This window comes from Myceligenerans pegani (genome assembly GCF_014892515.1).
Lineage (GTDB): Bacteria > Actinomycetota > Actinomycetes > Actinomycetales > Cellulomonadaceae > Myceligenerans > Myceligenerans pegani.
The window spans coordinates 15034-33753 of record NZ_JADBGR010000023.1; the positions used below are offsets into that span (position 1 = coordinate 15034).

Below are 18720 nucleotides of genomic sequence, written 5' to 3' on the forward strand. Positions count from 1 at the left end.
GGCAGCTAGCCCGCGACGCCGTCGCCCAGCCAGCGCCAGTCGGCCGTGGTCGCGACGGCGTGCACCGGGCGGTCGTGCTGTTCGAAGGGCAGGGGGCGCTCCGCGGCGTCGTACACCTCCTCGGGGAACACGATCGCCACGACCTTCGTCCCCGGCCGGGCGTGCGTGAGCACGCGGTCGTACCAGCCGCCGCCCTGACCGAGCCGTACTCCGCGGGTGTCGACGGCGAGGGCGGGTGCGATGACGACGTCGGCCAGCTTGAGGGCGTCCTGGCCCAGGGTCGGGCCGCCGGGCTCGGGAGGCCGGCCGGGCGCGCGCTCGAGAAGGTCCTCGGGCCCCGTGTAGTCCGCCCAGTCACGGGCAAGACCCGTCCCGAGCACCGGGAGCAGGACGCGCGCACCGCGGCCGGCCAGGAGTTCCATCAGCTCGCCCGTCGCGGGCTCGCCGGCGCGCGCGGCATACATGCCGACGACGGCGGCGTCGCGCACCTCGGGGATCGACGAGACCACGTCCGCGAACGCCGACTCCGCCTGCGCCCGATGTTTCGGGGCCCGGCCGTTTCGCTGCTTGCGGATGGCGCGGCGGAGTTCCTCCTTGGCGTCCGCTGGTTCCATCCCGGCTTGAACCGGGTACGGCTGTGATGTCGGAATCCGGGCGCCCTTCATAGCCGCTATTGTTCCAGGATTCCCGGATGCCCCGGTGAAGTGGGCTTCGGCAGGTCAGCGTCCGCCGGTCGTGGTAGACCTCTGCAGGCAAGCACGAGGGCGGCCGGTCGGTGGGCGTATCTGGGGGTGCGAGGAACGAATGTCGGAGACGACGGGGCTCGTCGTGAAGGGATGGACCGTGTCCAAGCCATGGCCCGTGACGCTACGGGAGGACACCCCCGGCGGTGTCGTGGTGCTGCGTCCCCTGCGGCGGCGCGACGGCAAGGAGTGGTCGCGGCTGCGCGCCGACAACGCCGCCTGGCTCGAGCGGTGGGAGGCGACGTCGCCCCTCACCGGTGAGAACCGGATGACGGCGGCGTCGTTCCACGAGTACGTGCGCACGCTGTCCAACCAGGCGCGCTCGGGAACCTTGCTGCCGTTCGGCATGGAGCTCGACGGCGAGCTCGTCGGCCAGCTCACCGTGGCGTCGATCACGTACGGGTCGCTGTGCTCGGCGAGCATCGGCTACTGGGTGTCCGAGCACGTGGCCGGGCGGGGTGTGACCCCGACCGGCGTCGCCATGGCGACCGACTACTGCTGGTTCGTGCTGGGGCTGCACCGCATCGAGATCAACATCCGTCCCGAGAACAAGCCGAGCCTGCGCGTCGTGGAGAAGCTCGGTTTCCGGGACGAGGGTGTGCGCGAGCGCTTCCTGCACATCCAGGGCGACTGGCGCGACCATCGCACGTTCGCACTCACCTCGGAGGAGGTGCCGGGCGGCCTGCTGGCCCGCTGGCAGGCGACGCGCGAGGGGTAGGCGCAGCTCCACCCGTCATCCGGCAGGTGGCGTCGCCGCGCGGGCGACCACCCCGCAGGGGTCGTCGTCCTCGGTGATGCTGCTCGCGGCGCGTTCGAGCAGATCCCGGAATCGCACCCGGTCCTCGGGCGGCAGCCCGGAGAGCAGGTCCTCCTCGGCGTCCGCGACCCGGACGTCCACCTCGGCCAGCTTGGTCCGGCCGCGCGCCGTGGCGACGATGCGCCGCGCCCGGCGGTCCGCGGGATCCTGCCGCCGCTCGACGAACCCGCACTCGACGTACCGGTCGATGAGGTAGGTCATCACGGTCCGGTCGATACCGAGCCGCGCGGCGAGCGATGCCTGCGTGGGCGGCGCGTCGTGCACGACGACGCGGAGCACCTGATAGCCCCGCATCCCGTCGGGCAGATCCTCGGTCGCGGCCTCGACACGCGTGCTCCATTCGCGCAGCAGCGCGACGAGTGACCAGCTCAGCCCCAGGCTCGGGCCGGGGACGGCGTGCTCGTGGGCGGCGGCCGGCGCCGTCGGCTTGCGAACGGTGCTCGCGCGGGTGGACATGGACATGTGGCCATCCTACCCGGAATCAGCTGCCGACAAGATGAGTTGTGGCTGATATCGTCTGTCGAGCAGACGATCGCCGCTCACCGTATGCCGGTCGGGCGGCACCATCGAGAGAATCGCAGGGCACATCACCATGACGGACTACGGGCACGAGCTGCAGTTCGGTACGTTCCTCACCCCGGCCAACGCGGACCCGCAGGTGCCGGTCCAGCTGGCGCGGCTCACCGAGCGGGCCGGGCTCGATCTGGCCACGTTCCAGGACCATCCCTACCAACCGGCCTTCCTCGACACGTGGACCCTCCTGACCTGGGTCGCCGCCGCGACCGAGCGGATCACGGTGTCGGGCAACGTGCTCAACCTGCCGCTGCGCCCGCCCGCGGTGCTGGCCCGTTCCGCGGCCAGCCTGGACCTCCTGTCCGGCGGCCGGTTCGCGATGGGACTGGGCGCGGGCGGCTTCTGGGACGCGATCGAGGCCATGGGCGGCCCGCGCCGCTCGCCGGGCGAGGCGGTCGAAGCGCTCGAGGAGGCGCTGCGGGTCATGCGCGGCATCTGGGACCCGCACGACCGCACCCCGCTGCGCGTGCCGGGCGACCACTACCGCGTCGCCGGCGCCAAGCGCGGCCCGGAGCCGGCGCATGACATCCCGGTGTGGCTCGGCGCCTACAAGCCGCGCATGCTCCGGCTGATCGGCCGGCAGGCCGACGGCTGGCTTCCCTCGCTCGGCTACATGAAGGACGGCGACCTGGCGCGGGGCAACGCCGTCATCGACGAGGCCGCCGCGGAGGCGGGGCGCGACCCGGCGGAGATCCGCCGCCTGCTCAACCTGGGCGGTGCGATCCGCCCCACGAGCTCCGGATTCCTCCAGGGACCGGTGGACCAGTGGATCGAGGAGCTGACCCGGCTGGCGCTGGAGGACGGCATCGGCACGTTCATCTTCATGGCCGACGACCCGGAACTGATCGAGACCCTCGGCGGCGAGATCGCGCCCGCGGTGCGCGAGGCGGTCGCCGCCGCGCGGCGCGCCGCCGGCACCACCCCGGCGTCGGCCCGACGCGGCACGAAGGCGCTGGCTGCGCGTCGTGACGGCATCGACTACGGCTCTCTCCCCGCGGACCTGGCCGAGCGTGCCGTCGAGCCCGGCGACCGCGAGTACGAGTCCGTGCGCCACAACTACCTGCGGGAGGGCGCACCCGGCATCGTGCTGCGCCCGCGCGGTGCCGGCGAGATCGTCTCGGCTCTCGACTGGTCGCGCGAGCAGGCGGTGCCCTTCGCGGTGCGCTCGGCCGGGCACGGTATCTCGGGCCGGTCGACCAACGACGGCGGCATCGTGCTGGACCTGGGCGCGCTGCGCTCCGTCGAGGTGGTCGACGAGGCGACACGCCGGGTGCGGATCGGCGCGGGCGCCACGTGGGGCGAGGTCGCGGAGGCGCTGGCGCCGCGCCGCTGGGCGATCACGTCGGGCGACTACGGCGGCGTCGGCGTCGGCGGGCTCGGCACCACCGGCGGCATCGGGTTCCTGGGCCGGCTGCAGGGCCTGACCATCGACCGCGTCGTCGCCGCCGAGATGGTGACCGCGTCCGGCGACGTGCTGCGGGTGTCCGCCGACGAGCACCCGGACCTGTTCTGGGCGCTGCGTGGCGCGGGCGGCAACATGGGCGTGGTGACCTGGCTGGAGGTCCGCGCCGGGGAGGTGGGCGACGTCGTCTTCTCGCAGATGACGCTCGATGCGACGGACACCGCGGGACTGCTCGAGAAGTGGGGTGCGGCCGTGGAGGCGGCGCCACGCGGACTCACGTCGTTCCTGTACCTCGCCGCCGCCCGGCGGGACCAGGGGCCGCTCGCGCAGCTCATGACCATGTACGCCGCCGAGAGCGCGGACGCCGACCCCGACGCCGCGATCGCCGCGTTGGAGACGCTCGCCGACGCCGGCCCGCTGCTCGCCCACCAGGCGCAGCTCCTGCCCTACTCGGCCGTGGTCTCCCGGCAGTCCCGGCACCACTCCGGCGGCGGGACCCCGGCGGCCCGGTCCGGCCTGCTCGCGCACCTCGACCGGGACGCGAGCCGCGCGGTCGAGAGGCTGCTCGCCTCGGGCGCGTCGCACTTCACGGCGATCCGTGCCACGGGCGGCGCGGTGCACGACGTCGATCCGGACAGCACGGCCTACGCCCACCGGCACCAGAACTTCGCGCTCTCGGCCCTGTCGTCCCGGCAGTCGACGATCAACGAGGTGTGGGACGCGGAGATCCGCCCGGTGCAGGACGGCTCGTACCTGTCCTTCGACACCGACACGCGCCCGGAGCGGTTGCTGGAGGCGTTCCCCGAGCCGACCCTCTCGCGGCTGCGCGAGGTCAAGGCCACCTACGACCCGGCGAACGTGTTCCGGTCGAACTTCCCGATCCCGCCGGCAGAACTCCTGGCCGCGTGAGGGTAGGCGACCGCGTCGCGTGAGTGCGCGACGGCGGATCGGGGCGGCAGGCCGGGACGGCACGCCCGAAATTGGCTGGCCCCCGGCGCCGTCGTCGGACATCGTGAGGAACCCACCGCGTCATGACCGATCCGCACGGCATATCGGGCACTACCAGGTCCCCGGGCGTGTCGATCACAGGAGGGCCTTGACAACCGCCTAACGTCGTGTCGTGGAATCGGCCGCAGGGGTGACAGTCGTGGCACTGTTTGTCCTGTGGCTGGGGTACTGGGCGCCGTACCTGATCCGCCGGCGCGGGGATCTCGCGGCCGCCCGGATCGACGACCGGTTCTCCGGTGGGTTGCGGGTCGTCGCCGTGAGCGGCGGCACGGTGTTCCGCACCGGGCGTACCGGACCAGGGCCGGACGGACCGAGGCCGACCAGCAGGAATCCGACCACGAGGAATTCGACCGGGCGGGACGTGACCGGACAGGATGTGACCGGACGGCGTCTGACTGGACAAGGGCGAGGAGGAGCCATGACGACCGGGACCGATGGTTCGCGCCTGACCGGCGCGCGCCCGGCTCCGCTCGTGCGCACTCCGGACGACGTCGAGACCCCGGCACAGCGCCGGGCGCTGGCGGAGCAGCGTGCCCGCCGGGCCGTTCGTGCCCGACGACGGTTCGTGCTGACCCTCTTCCTTCTCGTGACCTTCCTCGCCGCCTGGGCGGCGGTGGTCGCGGTCCCGGTGCACTGGGGCGTCGCGGTGGCGCCGACCGCGCTCCTGGCGGTGGCCCTGGCGCTGGGGCGGCGCGCGGCTGTCAGGGCACGCCGGGCCGAGGACGCGATCGAGGCGGCGCGACGTGCCGCGCGGCAGCGGGCCACGCAGGCGCGTGCGCTGGCGAACGGGGGGCCGTACGCGCCGCGCAACCGGATGCGGGTCACGGGCGCTACCGAAGAGGTGGTGCCCGCGGCGAAGAAGGGTGGCGTGCTCGACGAACTGCTGACCGTGCCCGAGCCGGCGTCCGCGAAGATCGTGGACGAGAGCGGGGCGCCGGCCGTCGAGGGCGCGACGGACGGCGCCGCGGGCGAGGAGGGCGCGGGCGTCGGCGGTGGCGCCTGGGCCCCCGTCCCGGTGCCCCTGCCGACGTACGTCACGAAGCCGCCGGCGCCACAGGTGACGGCGAGACCCGCCGCCGCGCGGGTGCCGGACGGCAAGACGACGGACGGTGCGGCGACGGACGGTGCGGGCCGGGCCGGTACCGGGAAGACCGGTGCGGGCCGGGCCGACGGCACGAGCCGTGCGGGCAGGTCCGACGAGGCCTCGGCTCGGCTGGCCGCCGCCATGCGGGCGTCGGCCGGGAAGCCGGTGGTGTCGGGTGACCCGGTGGCTGAGCGGTCTGCTGCAGAGCGGTCCGCCGGTGAGCGGTCCGCCGGTGAGCGGCCTGCGGGTGAGCGACCGGCCGAGCATGTGCGGCCCGGCGCCGAGGTCGCCGACGGCCGAGGAACCGAGCACGCGCCCGCACCGTCGTCGGACACGGCGATGCACCCCGACGAGGAGGAACTCATGCGGCCGACGCCGCGCGTGCGCGACGAGACGCTCGCGCAGCCGCTGGAGCAGATCCTGGCGCGCCGCCGAGCGGCGGGCTGACCGGCTCCGCGGGAACGGCTCGCCGGCGGGGAGATGACCCGTCGGCGAGCCGCGACGTCAGCCGATCGACGGCTGCGGGCCCGCGCTCGCCGACAGGATCGCCGGCATGTCCGCGCCGGACCGGTCGATCGGGTCCCAGCCGTCGTCGCCGGCCAGGTACCGCTCCGGGGTGTAGTTCGCGGCCTGGGCGGGCGTGAGCTGCGGGCGGTTGTTGTTCTCCGTGGCGCCGGGTCCGGTGTTGGCGTACTCGAAGTAGCGGGCGTTCTGCCACGTGGCGTCGCCCATGTTGATCCAGGGCTGAGCCGTCTCGATCGTCGCCGACAACTCCGACTCCCGGTACACCACCTGGGCGCCCTGCCGCCACGGGCGGCCCAGCTGCGTGGTGCCGTCCGTGGCACCCCTGATCTCCGACCGGTAGAAGAGGAACCCGTACGGGTTCTCGGCCGGGGTGCTCGCCGCGGTGATCGGACCGCCGGTGGAGCGCTTCTCGTAGATCAGGCAGCGGTGGAAGACGGCGATCCCGCCCCCGAAGATGAAGTCGACCGTGCCCTCGATGTAGGTGTCGCTCACGTAGGCGCGGGCGTCGTTGTTCACGAGGAACGTGTCCTGGTCGCCGAGCAGGCGCAGGTCGTCGAGGACCGCGCGGTCCGCGTTGAGGTAGAGGGCGAGGGCCTGGGACTGCCCGTTCGCCGCCTCGTCGTAGTCGTTCTCGATCGTCAGGTTGTCGGCGAAGAAGTCGTGGCCCAGGACGACGGCGGTCGCGCTGCCTCGAAGGCTGCCCGCCTGGCCCGCGCTCACGTTGTTCACGATGACGGTGTCCGCGGCCCTGCCACCGCCGATCAGCGAGACGTACGGCTTGTTCGACGGCACGATCACCGTCTCGCGGTACGTGCCCGGCTTGATCGTGATCGTGACGGGCTGCGTGTTGCCCGCCGGGACGGCGTCGATCGCCGCCTGGACGGTGGTGTACGTGCCGGTGCCGTCGGCGGCGACGGTGTACTCGCCGTCGTTCCCGCTGCCTCCCCCGCCGGCCGTGGTGAAGTGCCACTTCTTGTCGTCGGCCGTGGTGCACTGCCCCTGGACGGTCTGCGCGCCCGACGACGTCGAGCCGTTCCGCACCGTGAGGCACAGGCCGCTGTGCACGTTGACGACCTGGTAGGCACCCTCGCTGCCCTCCACCAGCGTCCAGTGCTGCCAGGCCGACCCCTTGCAGGACCACTGCAGCACCTCGGCACCGATCGCCGTCGAACCGCCCGCCACATCGAGGCACAGGCCGTTGTCGGCGTTGACGATCTCGAACGCGCCCGACCCGGCGTCGATCAGGCGGAACCGCTGCCAGGCGGCGCCCTCGGCGCAGCCCCACTGCTGGAGGACCGTGCCCGGGTCGTCGGAGGCGTCGGAGACGTCGAGGCACATGCCGGTGTGGCCGGCGGTGAGGGTGTAGGTGCTGCCCGCCGTGGGTGAGTCGGCGCGGGCGACAGTGCTCGCGGTGAGGGTGGCGGCGGCCGTCAGGGCTGCCGCGGCGATGACGGCTACGGCGTTTCTGGCGCGTCGAGGCATGCGTTTCACGATCCAACTCCTTCGTCGGGCTCGGCGCTCGCGGGCCGGACGAGTGCTGATGGCCGCGCGACAGGCTCTACAACGTAGTAAACGGACATTCAGGCGGCAAGGGAGGTGCGGCGGATTAAACGGTTAAGGCGTTGTGGGTTGGGTGGCCGCTGGGGCCTTGGCCAAGAGGTTGGCGTCGCGGCCACGAGGTTCTCGGGCGTCGGTCGAGAGCGCCTGTCGCCAAGCCCGTGGTCGTGTCGCTGACCTTGCGGTCGCGGTGCCCGGTGTGGCGCGTACCACCCGGTTTGATTTGCGGACCTGGTCAGGTGGGGTGCTAACCTGTTCCAGCACTCGGGGCTATGGCGCAGTTGGTAGCGCGTCTCGTTCGCAATGAGAAGGTCGGGGGTTCGAATCCCCCTAGCTCCACCCGGTGAAAGGCCGCTGATCCGCAGATCAGCGGCCTTTTTCGTGCCCTCACGGGAGCTCGCAGGGCATCGGACATTTAGGGACGATGCGATGACGATGACACGGTTCGTGACACGGTTGGGGTGCCGACCGTTGGCCGCAGTTGCCCACGATGGCGCTCGCGGCCAGGGGCGCCAGGCGCACCTGGAAGGCATGAGCACGACGCACTCACCCGAGGGGCCGATGGACCGCAGCGCGCCCCTGTGGACGCTGGACGAGCTGTGCGCGTTCCTGCGTACGACGCCGGCCACGGTGCACACCTGGCGCAAGAGCGGGCGTGGTCCGCGCGCGTACCGGGTGGGCCGGCACCTGCTGTTCGCCGAGCCCGACGTGCGCGCGTGGCTGGCCGAGCACGCCGACCGGATGGACGACGCCGGTCACAGCGACGCTGACGGGTCAGGGTGGTGATCCGCCATGGGCAAGCAGATGCTGAAGCCGGGCGAGCACGGCGAGATCTTCCTGAAGGAGACGAGCACAGGCTCCTGGCGCGGGCGGGCGCGCCTGCGCCTGCTGGACGGTGACTACACCTCCGTGTCGCGGAGCGCGTCGAACCGGGATGCCGCGCGCCTGCGGGTGCAGGAGGGCATCACCGAACGCCTCAACGCGCCGAAGGGCTCGGAGTCGCTGACGCCGACCTCGAAGTTCGGGCTGGCGTGCCGTGAGTGGGTGAACGAGATGCGGGTGCGGGCGACCTGGCCGCGTCCGCCGATCCGGCCGCAGACGATCGACGAGTACGAGCGGTTGCTGGGGAACCACGCGGTGCCGAGGCTCGGGAAGCGGTGCCTGAACGAGCTGACTCCGGCGGTGTGCCAGGGGCTGTTGGACTCGATCGTCGAGCGTGGCAAGGACGGGAAGTTCGACCTGGTGACGACCGCGTCGCAGGTGCGTAGCGCGGTGAACCAGGTCCTGGACCGTGCGGTGATCCATGACGCGTTGCGGGACAACCCGATGCGCAAGACGAAGGCCCCGGCGCCGAGGAAGCCGGATCCGAAGGCGTTGACCGTCACGGACGTGTACCGGCTGCGGGCCGCCGTGCGGGCGTGGGAGGAGGTCCGTCGGGGCAAGCCCGGGCCGAAGCCGCGCGGGCACCTGCCCGCGGCGGTCGACCTGATGCTCGGGACCGGCATGCGGATCGGGGAGGTGATGGCCCTGCAGTGGGGCGCGGTGAACCTGTCGCCGGACGGGCTGCCGACGGTCGCCGTCGAGGCGACGATGGTGGATATCAAGGGGCAGGGCACGGTGCGGCAGGAGATGCCGAAGACCGACGCGGGGGAGCGCACGATCATCGTGCCGCCGTTCGTCGTCGCCTCGTTGAAGGCGATCCGGCCGGAGGTCACGACGGCGCAGACGGCGGTGTTCGCCTCGCGGCGGTTCAAGGACGGCCGGAACGTGGGTCGCCCGGTGACGACGCACAATATGCGGCGCATGCTGCGGGCCGCCCTGGAGCTGGCGGGTATGGCTGGCGAGGTGCATCCGCACCTGCTGCGGTCGACGGTCGCGACGTTCGTGGCGCGCAGGATGAGCTCTGCCGAGGCGTCGGCGTTGCTGGGGCACAAGATCGGGACCGGGGTGACCGAGCGGCACTACATCGAGCGGCTGCGACTGGCGCCGGACACGTCGGCGGTGCTGCAGGCGATGATCGAGATCGGCGAGGAGGAGGCCAGGAGCGCTGTGTCCGGGAAGGCGGAGCGGGAGCCTGTGGCGGGGCGGGTGAGCGTCGCGGTGGCGGTCGCCGATCCGGACGAGTCCGGTTGGTAGCCAGAGCGTCATGCCTGCTCGCACGGTGGTGCCAATTCGGCACCACCGTCAGCGTCCGCGTTGTCCCTCCGATCGAACTGGGCCGTTCAGCTCGTGGGCGGGACCTGAGATGAGGTTAGGGATGGATGTCCCCCGGGATGTCCCCCATGGTGTCCCCCTCGGGGGCGCGACACTCTCCGCGGGCAGGAAGAACCTCGCGGCTCAGCCGGACTGCGGGGCTCGCTACCCGGAGCGCCGCAACTTTGCCTGGTTCCTCCGGTGGTGTTGATTCAACACAACCGGATCCGCCCGAATCATCCTGGGGGTTCCCTCCGCTGGTTGTCCGGCGGGGCGTCGCCCTTGTCTTCCCGTCCATCGTGCGCGGCCCTCGATGCGGCGTCAACGATCCGCGATGTTCGTCCTGCTGGACCGGCGTGGCGACCCGCGTTCCGGCGGGTGAGCGCGTCGTGGGCCCTAATAAGTTCGTGCTCGCGAACGAGGCTGCGCAGATCAGTCAGTGAAGACGAGGCCGAAGAGCCCGTCGGGCACGCTCACGTGCTCGTCGGCCTTCGCCACTCCGTCGACCCATGCACGTGGATACTCGGGGAACCCGGTCGACGGGCCATCGCCGACCAAGCCCTCCAACGCGAACGCGACCGGCGCGGTGACCTGCGGACGCACCGCCGCACCCGCACCGTCGAGCAGCTCGGTGAGCACGGGCCAGGCACCTTCCGGCAGCGTGCCACCGACCTGCTCGCACCAGAGCCGGACTTGGCGCGACGGTTTGACGCCAACGGCGATGAAGATCCCCAATGACCCGTGGTCCTGTTCGAGCTGGTTGAGGAACTCATTGCACGTCCAGGCCAAGGTCTGGGCATAGGCGGCAACTTCGCCGACGCCGTCCGGCAGTCGAACGCTCAGCTCGTCGTCGGGCTGGTAGAGCCGGAGGGATCCAAGCCGGAAGGCCGGGTCTGGAGATTGGGCCATGGCCGCGTTCGCAGAGGGGCGTCGCGTGCGTCGCCGGAAGATTGCCATGGCCGGAGTCTGCCATCCACGCCAGATCAGATCGCCAGTGGGAAGGGCGCGCAGCCTCCGGCGGACACCTGCCGGGTTCGATTGGTTAGGGCGATGTAGAGACTCGGTGGGGACTGGTGATGACAACCGGTCGTGCGCGATGTGGATGGTCGAATGTGGCGCGTGACAGAGGCGAGAGAGGAGTTCGACGACACGAGGGCCGACAGGAAGAGGCGTCGCGGTTGGGTCGGTCCGACGCGGTCGCTGCTGCTCGCCGTGGGTGGCTATGCGGCGGCCGTGGCGCTCTTCCTCTGGAGTCAGGGCTCCGGCCAGAGGCTCGTGGTCGCCGGTGTCACCGACCTGACGTTCGTGCTCGTCCTCCTGGGCGTCGGCGTCATTGGCGTGGTGGGCCTTCTCGCGGCAGCGTGGCGATGGCTTGTCTCGGGGTACGAGTTCGTGACCGCGACGCTGGCGGCCCTGTTCCTGATCGCCTGCGCCATGGTTGCGGTCGTGGTGACCGGGTTCGCAGGGCTGCTCGTATCGCTCGGGATGGAGGGCTCGTACGAAATCGTGGACGCTCCGGACCGTCCGATGGGCCGGCAGGTCTTGGTATGGAAGAAATACGCGCTGCATGACACGTACTGGCACGTGTACATCGGTGGTCCCTTCCTGTACACCGAGGTCACTGACGAGACCTTCCTCAACGAGGGCTGTTCGCGTCCTGGCGCGAACAGTCGGCAGGGCGACGAGCCTGCCGGATACACGCTGGTGACCGATGGGCACGGTCGCAACATCCTGACGATCCCCGTGGAGTACGCGCACTGTGACAGCGGTGGGGAGTTCCGGTTCGCCATCCCGGAATAGCTACCTGACGGGCCCATCTTGCCTGCCGTTCGGCTCAGCAGCGGTTCGTAGACAGCGCGGTTCTTGCCCGGCCCTGTGGGCCCTTTCGACTGATCTCGTTGGGAACGTGGCGCCTCGCTCGCTCGCGGGACACACCGGGGTGCTTCACCCGGCCCGACCTGCCAACGTCTGGCTGGCGAGCGTTGCGAGTGCTGCGGCCTGGTCGCCGAGTATGGAGTCGTCGAAGCGGACGACGGCGGAGTGGTTCGAGGGAGCGGTTTCGGCGGGGACGTCGTCGGGGCGGGCGCCGAGGAGGATGTGGCATCCGGGGACGCGTTCGAGGATGTAGGAGAAGTCTTCGGCGCCCATGATCGGGTTGTCGCGTTGCTGGACGCGGTCGGGTCCGAAGGTATGGGCCAGGAGGGTCTTGGCGTAGTGCCACATGTCGGGGTCGTTGACGGTGACGGGGTAGTCGGGCTGGAAGTCGACGTCGGCGGTGGCGCCGTGCGCGGCGGCGATGCCGTGGATGAGGCGGGGGAGCTCGGCCGAGAGTTGTTCGACAGTCGCCTGGGAGAGGGTGCGGACGGTGGCGGCGAGTTCGGCGGTGGCGGGGATGATGTTGGGTGCGGTGCCCGCATGGAACTGGCCGACGGTGATGACGACGGGATCGAAGACGTCGTGGCGGCGGGTGACGTAGGACTGCAGGGCGGTGACGATCTCGGCGGCGACCGGGACGGGATCGAGGGACATCCATGGGGACGAGCCGTGCCCGCTCCTGCCGTGGACGGTGACGCGCAGGATGTTGGCGCCGGCCCAGGCGGGGCCGGGCTTGGTGAGGAACAGCCCCTTGTCGTAGAGGCCGGAGACGTGGATGCCGAACGCAGCGTCCACAGGTGTGCCAGCGGCGTCCAGGACGCCTTCCTCGATCATGGGCAGTGCGCCGCCGGGACCTTCCTCGCCGGGCTGGAACATGAACACGACGTTCCCGGGCAGCTCATGCTTCTTCGCGGCGAGCAGGCGGGCGGCACCGACGAGGCCGGCGACGTGCAGGTCGTGCCCGCAGGCGTGCATGGTCCCGGTGGTGGAGGCGAATGGCTCGCCGGACTTCTCCATGACGGGTAGGGCGTCCATGTCTCCGCGCAGGAGGACGGTGGGGCCGGGCGCTTCCTGGTTGTCTCCGCGCAGGATGGCGACCACGGAGCTGAGGCGCGTGCCGGTGGTGATCTCCAGCGGCAGGCCGTCCAGCGCTTCCAGGACTGCGGCCTGCGTCTTGGGCAGGTGCAGCCCGAGTTCCGGTTCCTGATGGATCCGGCGTCGCAGAGCGACCAGGTCGTCACGGATCAGTGCCGCGTCCTCAACGAAGCCCACGCTGCTCCTCCGGGGGATGTGTCGGGGTGTGGTGACAGTCTCCCGGAGGTGTCGAGCCTCATGCGATCCAGACCTCTGCGAGCCTCGCCCGGGACGACAGCGATACGGCCGCAGCCGTCGCAGCAGGTTGGGCATCCGGACACGGGTCCCGTCCGGATCGACCTTCGAAGCCGACGTGCGGCATGATCGATTTATGCGGATTCTCGTGCTGGGTGGCAGTTGGTTTCTCGGGCGTGCGCTGGTCAGCGATGCTCTGGCGCGCGGGTGGACGGTCACGACGTTCACGCGCGGACGGTCGGGGATGCCCCCGGAGGGCGCGGAGCACGTGCGCGGCGATCGTCGGAACCAAGACGACCTGGCACGCCTGGTCGAGTCGGGCCCGTGGGACGCGACGATCGACACTTCCGTCTACGAGCCCGCCGACGTTCTCGCGGTCCTCGACGCGCTGGGGACGAGTGCCGGGAAGTATGCGCTGCTGTCGTCGGTCTCGGCCCATCGCGACTGGCCCCACGAGCCCGTCGAGGAGGACTCGCCCCTGTGGCCTTCACGGGTTGACGCTGCCGAGACGGACCCGGATATCGCAGCGCAGTCGGTCCCGGCGCAGTACGGGATCCTGAAGGCCGGGTGCGAGCTCGCGGCCGGGACGGCGCCGCTGGGGACGTTGATCTTCCGTCCGGGCGTCATCCTGGGCCCGGGCGAGTACACGGGCCGGATGCTGTCGCTGTTCGAGCGCGCGCAGCGCGGCGGGCGGTGGCTGCTGGGCGGTTCGCCGTCGGACCAGATCCAGCCCGTGGACGTCCGCGACGTGTCCCGGTTCGTGCTGAACCGCATCGCGATTCACGACGAAGGCGCATACAACGTGGTCGCGCCCAGGGAGCCGGAACGGAACTACGGAGCGTTGATCGACGCGTGCCTGGAGGTCACCGGAGGCACTGCGGAACTCGTGTGGGGCGAGCCGGAGTGGCTGCTGGAGCAGGGGGTGCGGGAGTGGACGGAGATCCCGCTGTGGCGCACACCGCGTGGAACCTGGGCCGTCTCGGGCCAGAAGGCAGCCGACGCGGGCCTGCACTGCCGGTCCCTGCGCGAGACGGTGGCCGACACGTGGGCCGACTTCCAGGAGCATCCGCCGGTTCCACACCCACGCCAGGCAGAGCATGGCATGGACCCGGCCAGGGAAGCGGAGCTGCTGGAGCAGTACGACCTATTCCGCGCCCGGTAGTCCGGCCAGGGTGGCGCGGTGGGCGGCGGCCTCTTCGTTGAACGTGACGATCTGGTCGCGCAGGTTCCCGGCCGGGGCGTGGTCTGTCCAGGTGCTATCGACGAGCGTGGCAGCGAGACCGTCCAGGCGTGAGGTCAGTCCGAATCGCCGCTGGTCGACGGGTGTAGACCACACGGGCGACAGGGCGTCGATCGCTCCCGAGAGGTCGCGGTCGGCGAGCCGGGCCGATGCCAGGTCCACCCGGGCGCGGTCTGCGACCCGCGAGCCGTCGGTGTCCACGATGACGGCCAGCCGTTCGGCCGCGGCCTGTGGGTCGCCGGCCTGGACCAGCGCCGTTCCGGCGCACATGTCGTGACGGTGCTGGTCCCAGCCGAACTCGCCACCGAACTCGTCATGCAGTTCTTCGGTCGCGCCTGAACCGAGCGCCTCGTCCGCGGCCCCGAGCGCCCGGGTGACCTGCCGCTGTTCTCCCTGGAGCGCCCAGGCACGCGCGCGGATCGCCTGCAGTCGTGCCGTGGCCGCACCGCCGGGTGCGTGCGGGAGCGCCGCCTCGATCGCTTCGACGGCCTCGCCGGGACGCCCGTCCCAGTAGGCCAGCAGTCCCGCGAAGCCGTTGCTCCATGCCCGCAGCCCGCTGTGCCCGGACAGGTCGGCGTACCGCAGGGCGGCGCGCGTCTGCGCGGTGGCGGCGGTGGACTGGCCGAGGTCGAACGAACTGCTTGCAAGGAGCGCGCACGACATACCGGCGGCCAGATACAGGTCCATCTGCTGGGCCGGGACCTTGGTCTGGTCGAGCATCTGGATCGCCAGGTTCCGGGTGCGACGTGCCTGCTCGAGCACGATCACGGGCGTCGTCGAGGTGTAGGCGCGCGACAGGTCGCGGACTTGGTCGTGCAACATTTCCATTCCTATCGGGTCGATCGCGATGGCGATGGACGCGAGATGGTCCCAGGACTCACGGGCGGCCTGCGCCGCCGCGGCTCGGACCGTCTCGGAAGCCACGCCGAGTTGAGGGCTCCGGGCTCGTCTGGCGAGCCCGTTGCCAAGCACGGGAGGGTCAAGGGTCGCGGCCTCGAGCACCTGACGTTCCGCGGGCGTGTAGCGCGCCAGGTCGGCGTCGTCGATCAGGTCACGGACCGTGCATCCATGCCCGAAGGCACGGGCCAGCCCCATGATGTGTTCCACCCGTGGACGGGTGCCGCCGCTGCCGATCGGCCACGACTCCCACCGCGAGACACGGCTGCTGTCGAGCTTCGCCCCGGGATTGACTTCCAGGTAGCGCTGCACGACCTGCCACAGGGTCAGATCCAGCGCGAGCCGCCAAGCCGTGCGTGGCCGGACGCGGTATCGCTCTCCCATCGCGACGGCGATCTGCGGCCAGCTCTTTCCGCTTTCCAGAAGGGCAGCCCGGAAGGCGTCCCGTCCGGCTTTCTCGCTCCGAGCCATCCGCGCACCTTCCGCCGTCTTGGTGCTCAACGGTATCCAGGCCCCCGGGCGAACGGTAGGTCGAATGCAGGAAATTGCAGGCCCTACAAATTCCTGCCCAATCTCATGTGTCGCCGCAGGTCAGGCCGCTGTTCCTGCATTTCACACAGTTTGCAGGACCACCGGGGTCGATGCGGCCGCTCTCCAGGAAAGCTGAGGCCACGCAATAGCCGATCAACCCGAGGAGATCGCCGGTGGTCCTGAGACAGCACATGACCGACGTGTCGATCCTGGTGCTCGAAGCCAGCTACCAGGCCGACGTGGCGGTCTCCAAGGTCTCGGTCAGCATCGAGCCCGGCGAAGGAGACGAGACAGGGCACGTCGAAGTGTCCGTCCACGCCGTGGAGGAGCGCGGCGCCGCGCTGTTCGCCGAGCGCCACGGCCTCAGCGAGGACCCCAGCAAGGCCGAGCGCCTCGCCCCCGGCTCTCGCGCGTGGTCCGGCTGGGCACGACCCGGAGGCATCCCGGCGGTGCGGTACGTCCTGTACTCCACCCCGGCCACTCCGAAGACTCCCGACAGCCTCAGCGACAGGCAGCAGGACGCCGCGACCGACGCGTCAGCTCCGACGGCCACGCGCACCACCCACGAGGAGAAGAAATGACACAGGAACGCGACGACGCGGCCGGGCAGTATCTCCTGGCACTCGACATCGACGGGACACTCCTGGAGACAGGACAGAAGCCCGTCCCACTTGTGGTCCGGACACTCGCAGAGGTGCTCGCCGCCGGGCACGTGGTCGTCCTCGCCACCGGCAGATCCCTCGCCGGCGCGCTCCCCGTCGCAGCGCAGCTCGGGATGCGCGACGGCTGGCTCATCACCTCCAACGGCGCGGTCACCACCCGGGTCCGCGGCGGCAAGGCGCGGATCGTGGAGCGGCACGCGGTCGACGCCGAACGGGTCGTGCGGTTCCTGTCGCCCAAGGCTCGCCTGCGGATGGCCGCCGAGTCCCTGGTCACGGCTACCGGGTCAGCGACCCGTTCACGTCAGACGAGCTCTCGGGCGTACGGCAGCCCTCGAACCTCGAAGGACTGTGGGCGGCCCCCACCCCGCGTCTGGCGCTGGTCGGTGACGCCGCGGCCTGGTTCATCGACGACCTGCGCGCCATGGGCTTGACCGTGAACACTCCGCATCCCGGATGGGTCGACGTCACACCCGGCGGCGTCTCCAAGTCCTCCGCGCTGGAGCGCGTGCGGATCACGGAGAAGGTCTCGGCGACCCGCACGATCGCGGTCGGCGACGGCGGCAACGACATCGACATGCTGACCTGGGCGGCCCACGGCGTGGCGATGGGACATGCCCCGTCCGAGGTCCAAGAGGCCGCCGACCACGTCACCGGGACCCTGGCCGAAGACGGCGTGGTGCCCGTCCTGGCACTGGCGGCGACACGATGAGCGTCGAAGCCCGCGAGACGCGCGCGACGGACCCGCTCACCAGGGTGCTTGCCGCGCACACGGCCAAAGTCCCCGTCGGCTACGAAGCCCGGCTCGGCGAGGCCGGCATCTGCTCCTCGTGCGGCAGTGAGATCCGCCTGCGGCATGTCGGAGACGACCTGTGCCTGTGGATCGCCGACGGCGAACCGGCCGACAAGGAGTCGCGCTGCAACGCACGCGGCCCCGCCCGGCTGGCCGAGTTCCGGCCGCCGCGCCATCACGCCAGGAACCGGCTGCAGTCCTACCACTACTCCGCCGTCGTCCGGCCCTGACACGAGGGAGGCCCCATGCTCACCGGCGTCCTGATCCTCATCTACACCGCCATCCTCGTCGTGACTTGCCTGGTCCGGCTTCGGTGGCACTGACCCACTCGCTCGCTCGCACCTGGAAGGGATGGCCATGGCCTCCAACGCTGTCGCAGTCGGCTACGCCCGTGACGCCGCGCAGCTCGCCGTCGTACAGGGCCACGCACGCAACCACGGCTACCTGCTGGCGCACGTCGTCGAAGACGGGCGCGACGCGGCCACCATCAGCCAGCTCACCCAGCACGCCGCGGACCAGAGCGCCCAGGTGGTGATCCTGCCCGGCGATGCGCTGCTGTCGGCCGCGCGGACGAAGCTGGAGAAGGAACTCGCTGGCGTCGGTGCGCAATGCATTGTGCTCGGTGCTCCGAGCGCGCCCGCCAGTGGCGTGTTCGAGCGGGTCATGCCACGCCGCGACTTCGACGCCGCCCGCGGTAGACACTCCAAGCGGCCAGGCGAGCAGCATCCGATCTGACTCCCCGAGAACTTGCGGCCGGGCGCGCACCCCCAGGAAGTCCCTTCCCTTCCTGCACCTCCCGCCTGGCGTCCGGCCGCAAGCCCGCCACCCCTGGCGGGCGACCCCGTAGCAGGCCAGGACCCACGCCCTGAGCCCTGGCCTGCTACGGGCCCACGTCCCGCACCGCCTCGCACCACCGACAACGCGGAGGAAAGCATGCGCAGCACGGGAACGAATCGCACGCCCCGCATCGTCGACCGCCTGCCCCAGCGTCTCGAAGAGCTCATCGGCGAGTCCGTGGCGCGGGCCGTCATCATCGTCGTCGACGCCGGAACTGCGGCCGAACTCGGCCTCGTCACACCTTCGAGCGCGGCTGGCACAGGCGACTCATCGAGAGCCGGCCGGCGCCCTGGTCTGGCCCGGCGGCGGTACGAGATGGGCCTCACCCAAGAGGGCCTGGCTCGCGAGATCGGTGTGCAGCCCTCGACCGTCGGCAGATGGGAGAGAGGCGTCACCGCGCCGTCACTCTGGGCGCGCGCCCCGTTGTGCCGCGCCCTGGACGTGCCACGGACCGAACTCGACGTGCTCCTGGGAGAAGGCGGCGCTGCCGAACCAACCCGGCTACTCCACGTCGTGGAGACGCCCGACGACGGTACCGACGACGCGATGCCCGCTGTGGGCATCGCATAGTCCTCCGGCCGGATCAGGCATCTGGCAGGCATCTCGCGCATGTCGCCGGTTCACGGGCGTGTCGCGATGCCCCGGCTCGTAGCCTCG

General features: G+C 71.1%; 19 protein-coding genes and 1 tRNA gene. 14 read left to right on the plus strand and 6 right to left on the minus strand.

Annotation, left to right across the window (positions count from 1 at the left end):
* Positions 1-5 precede the first annotated feature (5 nt).
* A complete protein-coding gene (locus IIE03_RS01915; RefSeq protein ID WP_192861035.1) occupies positions 6-614 on the minus strand; it encodes a 5-formyltetrahydrofolate cyclo-ligase in 609 nt (202 codons plus the stop codon).
* Positions 615-804: 190 nt separating this feature from the next.
* Here IIE03_RS01915 and IIE03_RS01920 point away from each other — a divergent pair, with 190 nt between their 5' ends.
* Positions 805-1461: a GNAT family N-acetyltransferase gene (locus IIE03_RS01920; RefSeq protein ID WP_192861036.1), complete on the plus strand. Its 657-nt coding sequence runs from the start codon at positions 805-807 to the stop codon at positions 1459-1461.
* Positions 1462-1476: 15 nt separating this feature from the next.
* On the opposite strand, the gene IIE03_RS01925 is transcribed toward IIE03_RS01920, so the two are convergent.
* Positions 1477-2022, minus strand: a complete 546-nt coding sequence (locus tag IIE03_RS01925; protein WP_225997117.1) for a MarR family winged helix-turn-helix transcriptional regulator — start codon at positions 2020-2022, stop codon at positions 1477-1479.
* A 130-nt stretch (positions 2023-2152) separates the two neighbouring features.
* Between IIE03_RS01925 and IIE03_RS01930 the strand changes: the two genes are divergently transcribed.
* Positions 2153-4444 carry an LLM class flavin-dependent oxidoreductase gene (locus IIE03_RS01930; protein WP_192861037.1) on the plus strand — a complete coding sequence of 764 codons (2292 nt, stop codon included), beginning with the start codon at positions 2153-2155 and terminating at the stop codon, positions 4442-4444.
* Between the two features lie 517 nt (positions 4445-4961).
* On the plus strand, positions 4962-6074 hold the full coding sequence (locus IIE03_RS01935; RefSeq protein ID WP_192861038.1) for a hypothetical protein: 1113 nt from the start codon (positions 4962-4964) through the stop codon (positions 6072-6074).
* Between the two features lie 57 nt (positions 6075-6131).
* On the opposite strand, the gene IIE03_RS01940 is transcribed toward IIE03_RS01935, so the two are convergent.
* Complete coding sequence (locus IIE03_RS01940) at positions 6132-7634, minus strand: pectinesterase family protein (RefSeq protein WP_192861060.1); 1503 nt, start codon at positions 7632-7634, stop codon at positions 6132-6134.
* A 341-nt stretch (positions 7635-7975) separates the two neighbouring features.
* Here IIE03_RS01940 and IIE03_RS01945 point away from each other — a divergent pair.
* From IIE03_RS01945 to IIE03_RS01955, 3 genes are all read left to right on the plus strand, one after another.
* A tRNA-Ala gene (locus IIE03_RS01945) sits at positions 7976-8048 on the plus strand.
* A gap of 192 nt (positions 8049-8240) precedes the next feature.
* Positions 8241-8495, plus strand: coding sequence for a helix-turn-helix domain-containing protein (locus IIE03_RS01950; protein WP_225997118.1), 255 nt, complete (start codon positions 8241-8243; stop codon positions 8493-8495).
* 6 nt (positions 8496-8501) lie between these two features.
* Complete coding sequence (locus IIE03_RS01955; RefSeq protein ID WP_192861039.1) at positions 8502-9845, plus strand: site-specific integrase; 1344 nt, start codon at positions 8502-8504, stop codon at positions 9843-9845.
* Between the two features lie 489 nt (positions 9846-10334).
* On the opposite strand, the gene IIE03_RS01960 is transcribed toward IIE03_RS01955, so the two are convergent.
* Positions 10335-10859: a hypothetical protein gene (locus IIE03_RS01960; RefSeq protein ID WP_192861040.1), complete on the minus strand. Its 525-nt coding sequence runs from the start codon at positions 10857-10859 to the stop codon at positions 10335-10337.
* Between the two features lie 162 nt (positions 10860-11021).
* On the opposite strand from IIE03_RS01960, the gene IIE03_RS01965 reads away from it, so the two are divergent.
* Positions 11022-11702, plus strand: coding sequence for a hypothetical protein (locus IIE03_RS01965; protein WP_192861041.1), 681 nt, complete (start codon positions 11022-11024; stop codon positions 11700-11702).
* A 144-nt stretch (positions 11703-11846) separates the two neighbouring features.
* Here the strand turns inward: IIE03_RS01965 and IIE03_RS01970 are convergent, their stop codons facing one another.
* Positions 11847-13049, minus strand: a complete 1203-nt coding sequence (locus tag IIE03_RS01970; protein ID WP_318842745.1) for a M20 metallopeptidase family protein — start codon at positions 13047-13049, stop codon at positions 11847-11849.
* A gap of 193 nt (positions 13050-13242) precedes the next feature.
* On the opposite strand from IIE03_RS01970, the gene IIE03_RS01975 reads away from it, so the two are divergent.
* Positions 13243-14268: an NAD-dependent epimerase/dehydratase family protein gene (locus IIE03_RS01975; protein ID WP_192861043.1), complete on the plus strand. Its 1026-nt coding sequence runs from the start codon at positions 13243-13245 to the stop codon at positions 14266-14268.
* On the opposite strand, the gene IIE03_RS01980 is transcribed toward IIE03_RS01975, so the two are convergent.
* Complete coding sequence (locus tag IIE03_RS01980; protein ID WP_192861044.1) at positions 14251-15714, minus strand: hypothetical protein; 1464 nt, start codon at positions 15712-15714, stop codon at positions 14251-14253. The genes IIE03_RS01975 and IIE03_RS01980 overlap by 18 nt on opposite strands.
* A 233-nt stretch (positions 15715-15947) precedes the next feature.
* Here IIE03_RS01980 and IIE03_RS01985 point away from each other — a divergent pair, with 233 nt between their 5' ends.
* From IIE03_RS01985 to IIE03_RS02010, 6 genes are all read left to right on the plus strand, one after another.
* Positions 15948-16355, plus strand: a complete 408-nt coding sequence (locus tag IIE03_RS01985) for a hypothetical protein (protein WP_192861045.1) — start codon at positions 15948-15950, stop codon at positions 16353-16355.
* Positions 16352-16867, plus strand: coding sequence for an HAD family hydrolase (locus tag IIE03_RS01990; protein ID WP_192861046.1), 516 nt, complete (start codon positions 16352-16354; stop codon positions 16865-16867). The genes IIE03_RS01985 and IIE03_RS01990 overlap by 4 nt, the downstream gene beginning before the upstream one ends.
* 2 nt (positions 16868-16869) lie before the next feature.
* Positions 16870-17145, plus strand: a complete 276-nt coding sequence (locus IIE03_RS01995) for an HAD family hydrolase (RefSeq protein WP_318842746.1) — start codon at positions 16870-16872, stop codon at positions 17143-17145.
* Positions 17142-17456, plus strand: coding sequence for a hypothetical protein (locus tag IIE03_RS02000; RefSeq protein ID WP_192861048.1), 315 nt, complete (start codon positions 17142-17144; stop codon positions 17454-17456). Before IIE03_RS01995 ends, IIE03_RS02000 begins: the two co-directional genes overlap by 4 nt.
* A 127-nt stretch (positions 17457-17583) precedes the next feature.
* Positions 17584-17961, plus strand: coding sequence for a hypothetical protein (locus IIE03_RS02005; protein ID WP_192861049.1), 378 nt, complete (start codon positions 17584-17586; stop codon positions 17959-17961).
* Positions 17962-18159: 198 nt separating this feature from the next.
* On the plus strand, positions 18160-18633 hold the full coding sequence (locus tag IIE03_RS02010) for a helix-turn-helix transcriptional regulator (protein ID WP_192861050.1): 474 nt from the start codon (positions 18160-18162) through the stop codon (positions 18631-18633).
* Positions 18634-18720 lie beyond the last annotated feature (87 nt).